Annotated in this window: 2 protein-coding genes; both read right to left on the reverse strand. The window is 66.4% G+C overall.

Features of this window, described 5'->3' with window-relative positions; genetic code table 11:
* Nucleotides 1-6 precede the first annotated feature (6 nt).
* Nucleotides 7-2,502, reverse strand: coding sequence for a tyrosine-type recombinase/integrase (locus tag ACH4FX_RS43120; protein ID WP_398487382.1), 2,496 nt, complete (start codon nucleotides 2,500-2,502; stop codon nucleotides 7-9).
* Nucleotides 2,499-3,737: a tyrosine-type recombinase/integrase gene (locus ACH4FX_RS43125; RefSeq protein ID WP_398487383.1), complete on the reverse strand. Its 1,239-nt coding sequence runs from the start codon at nucleotides 3,735-3,737 to the stop codon at nucleotides 2,499-2,501. The genes ACH4FX_RS43120 and ACH4FX_RS43125 overlap by 4 nt, the downstream gene beginning before the upstream one ends.
* Between the last annotated feature and the right edge of the window lie 76 nt (nucleotides 3,738-3,813).

Below are 3,813 nucleotides of genomic sequence, written 5' to 3' on the forward strand. Positions count from 1 at the left end.
TTCCCTTCAGTTCGCGTGGCCTTGAGGTTTTTCGACCGTGCTGGTGCGTGCGACGATGCGGCTGAGGTCGGGCATGCCGAGATGGACGGTGGTGCGGTCATCGAGTTGAGCGAGTTTGGCCTCGGCGCTGTCGAGGCTGACCTGGAGGCCAGCGACTTCGCCGCGCCAGCCTTCACGTTCGGCTTCCTCGATGCGGGCGATGAGGTTGTCGCGGATCTCAACCAGGCGGGGGCGCTGGGCGGGGTCGGGTCGGAGCATCGAACAGCGGACGCAGGCGTGTTCGTGGATGCATGCGGTGCCGTAGGCCCGTCCGCAGGTGCCGAGGGAGACTTTTCGGAGTTCGAAGTGACCCAGGAACTCCTCCCATTCCTCTTCAGTGGGGGTGCGGTATTCCTCGCTGGGGCGAATGGCTCGTCGGCGGGCGATGAATGCCTTGTGCTGCTCGATCGCTTCCTGCGGGTAGATCGCCTTGTAGCCCATGGTGGTGTTGATGTCTCGGTGCCCGCAGATGACCTGTGCGATGTGCGGAGGCAGGCCGTTCATGATGACGTCGGTGACGAACATCCTGCGGAAATCGTGTGGTGTGAGCCGCAGTGGTGCGCCGTCAGGGCGGCTGAGTCCTTCGCCGTGAAGAATCTCGACGAGGAATCGCCGAATGATGTGTCCGTGCACGGGTCGGTCTTCGGTGCCGTACTTGTATTGGAACAGCAGCGGCAGAGGTGGGTTCCAGACGCGCTCGTGGGTGTCGTAAGCGCTGACCAGTGGGATGGCGCCGTCCGGCGCACGGACCCGGCTGACGATGGCGCTCAGCACGTCAGCCAGTTCCGGGCTGATGAGCAGGAGCCGTTCAGTGTCGATCTTGGACGGTGCGATTTGCAGTAGCGGGACGAGTTCGCCGGTCGCGGGCAGCCGGTATTGCACGAAGCTGTGGTGGTTGAGTTCCTGAAGTTCTTCGATGCGGATGCCGGTGTGCCGTAGGACCTCGATCGCGGCCCAGGTCCAGAAGGTGGCGTGCTCAGCGTGGGTGAGGTTGAGGACTTCACCGGTGTGGGTGTTGGTCACGCGGATGGTGCTGGCGTCCTGGCGGACGGTGGTCGGCCGCAGGTAGGTGGTGTCGTCCAAGGAGAAGGTCGTGCCGGGCTCGACCTGTTCGGCGGCAGCCAGCAGTTGTTTTGCGGCGGTTCGGCGGCGCTCGGCGATGGCGATCACGGTCGGCAATAGGGGCAGCTGATGTCGGGTCCGCTGGTGCATACGTGCCCGCGACTGCTCGATCTGCTTGCGCTGGCTGATCTCGTGCGCCCGGATTGGGCAGGGAGCGACGTGCGGGCCCCAGCGGGCCGGCTCCTCGGCTGCCCACTGGGCGATATCCAGGTAGAAGGCGCGTACCAGGGTCAGGCAGTGGTTGACGTTATGCCGGGGCTCTTGGACCTCGGTGACGGCACCGTCGTTGCCTCGGGCCCTGCGGGTCTTGACCCGGATGCGCTGCTTCCAGGCCGATGCGACTTCCGGTGGTAGATCCAGGGAGGCGATCCCCGGGTGGTGTTCTTCCAGATTCCGCCAGAACAACAAGCCGATGGCGTAGGAAAGGTGTTTGAGGGTCGTGTAGTCCAGGGCTGCCTGGCGCTCCTTCAGGTACTCCACCAGCGCCTGCCGGACTGGTCGGCACTCCACGCCGTAGCGGTCGATCAACTGCTCGCAGGTCAGCTGGCCCTGAGCCATGCGAAACGCCCGCGCCGTCAGCGGGGCGTTCGGCGGGAAGGAGCCGTAGCCCAGCAGGAGCTGATAGAAGAGGAACTTGCCCTGGCCCCGGCGGGAATGGGCGACATCCTGGGTGTCCAGAAGCTCGACGCAGTCACCGATGGTGACGTCCGCGATGGTGCCACCCTTTGCGGCCAGGATCGTCGCGATGCGTTTGAGCGCGACATCGGAGGCGAACCGCCGCGGGACGGGGGTCATCTCGGCGAGCTGGGTGCGTAGCGCGGCAAAGCCATGCTGGTCCCGGAACTCCTCCATCCCGGCCACCAACCGGTGGAATGGGTGGCTGAGCATCCAGTGCATGCTGGGGCGGACGACGTCTGCGCAGATGAGTCGGCGCAGCCCGGTGCCCAGATCCTTGAAGCCGTATGCCTTGTCCCAGCCGCGGGACTGCAGCCACGGCTCGGCCAGGGTCTTCCACGCGTCGTGCGGGCGGTTCTCGGCCCCGCTGGCCAGCCATTTCTCCTGCCAGGACAGCCCCGGCTGGGTGCCGAGCCAGCCGAGCACCGCGGTGACGCCGCGTCGGATGCTCGGCGCCGTGCCCGGACACACCCCAGCGACCAGTTCCTCAATCAGTTCGCCGGCGGGCCGCTCGGATGCAGACCAGAGAGTCGGGCTGTGGCGGGCAGGGAATTGGGCCCGCAGCGCGGCCTGGCTCTGCGAGCCGATGTCCGGCTCCTGTTGCTGTTCGGGAAGCCGTAGGTCGGTGCGGCGGGCGACCCGCCCGGGAACTCCGGCGATGTTCATGGCGCCACCCGGCCGAACAGCACGTTCAGGCTCGCGGCCGAGTAGCCGGGGGCTGGCGGCGGCGCCTGGCGGGCAGCCGCGTTGGTTTCCTGCCGGGCGTGGTGGGCGAGTACGTTCTCGATGACCTCGTCACCGGTGGGCGTCATGTAGAGCTGAGTGGTTGTCAAGCTCGCATGCCCCATGACCCATTGGACGTCGACCAGGGGGATCTTCGGATCTCTCGACATCCGATAGGCCGCGGTATGCCGCAGGTCGTGCAGGGTCCAGTTCGATCCCAGGTTCGCGTTCACTCGCTCGAACATGCGATGGGCTGCGTGGTAGGTCAGCGGCCGCAGGGGTCGGCGCAGAGTCCACCACAGCGGCTGTGACCTCCCCTTGGGCAACTGGCCGCGCAGTTGGGCCTGGTAGAGCCGCAGCCAGACGAATGCATCCGGTGACGCGGGCAGAGGCTGCACCGCTCGCGTTCCCTTGCGGACCACGCTGATCAGCTGCTGGCCTGGGTCGGCATCACAGAACCGAGCGCCGAGCAGCTCGGAGGCACGGGCCCCGGTGGAGACCCAGAACGCCACCAGAGCCCGGTCCCGGTTCGAGCCGAGTGCGGCGAAGATGTCGTTGAATTCGCTGTCCGGGATCATCCGCGGGATCCGCTTTGGGATCTTGGGCCGGTAGCGGCCCTGACGCTCGTTGCGGAACGGGGCCATCGGATTGTGATGCGCGTTCGCCCTTCGCGTGCGCCGGTCACGGACCAGCGGGAACGGGTTGATCACGGGACCCGTGCACGATTCCTGGTGGAAGTCGTAGAACTTCCGCAGCACCGTCTCGGTGTGCGCTCGCGTCGATGCCTGGTACTTCCGTCCCGGCTTCGGCTTGCCCGTCACCGCGTTCACTGCCTCGCCCGACTGCTTGCGCATACGACCGACCTGCGGTTTGTCGGCGTGTTGCAGCCAGCGCACGAAGTCGCGGGCTTCGACGCGCGTCGCCCGATCCCAGCCGACCTCAACCGCCGCCAGGAACCGCCACCACCGCAGCAGCCCGTTGCCGTACGCATACAGCGTGGACTCGGACCGGCCGCAGCCCAGCAGGTCACGGAAGTACTCAGCCACCGGCTCGACCACCGCCCCGGAGGCATCCACCAGCCGATACGGCTCCCAGACGTCCCCGGTCTTGACCAGCTTGCCGACCTGAGGGACGGCCAAGGCCGACAGATCACGTACAGGCGTCTCTGATTCACTCACGGACCGTGTAACGCCCAGATCCCCGAAGCGTCACCTGACCTGCAGAAAGAACTAAACTAGTTCAGTTAACGAGACG

The sequence above is a fragment of the Streptomyces sp. NPDC018019 genome (assembly GCF_044327805.1).
GTDB lineage: Bacteria > Actinomycetota > Actinomycetes > Streptomycetales > Streptomycetaceae > Streptomyces.

What these genes read in the sequence shown, in the direction of transcription:
- ACH4FX_RS43120 (WP_398487382.1), bottom strand. Translation starts at nt 2,502, where the DNA reads ATGAACATCGCCGGAGTTCCCGGGCGGGTCGCCCGCCGCACCGACCTA.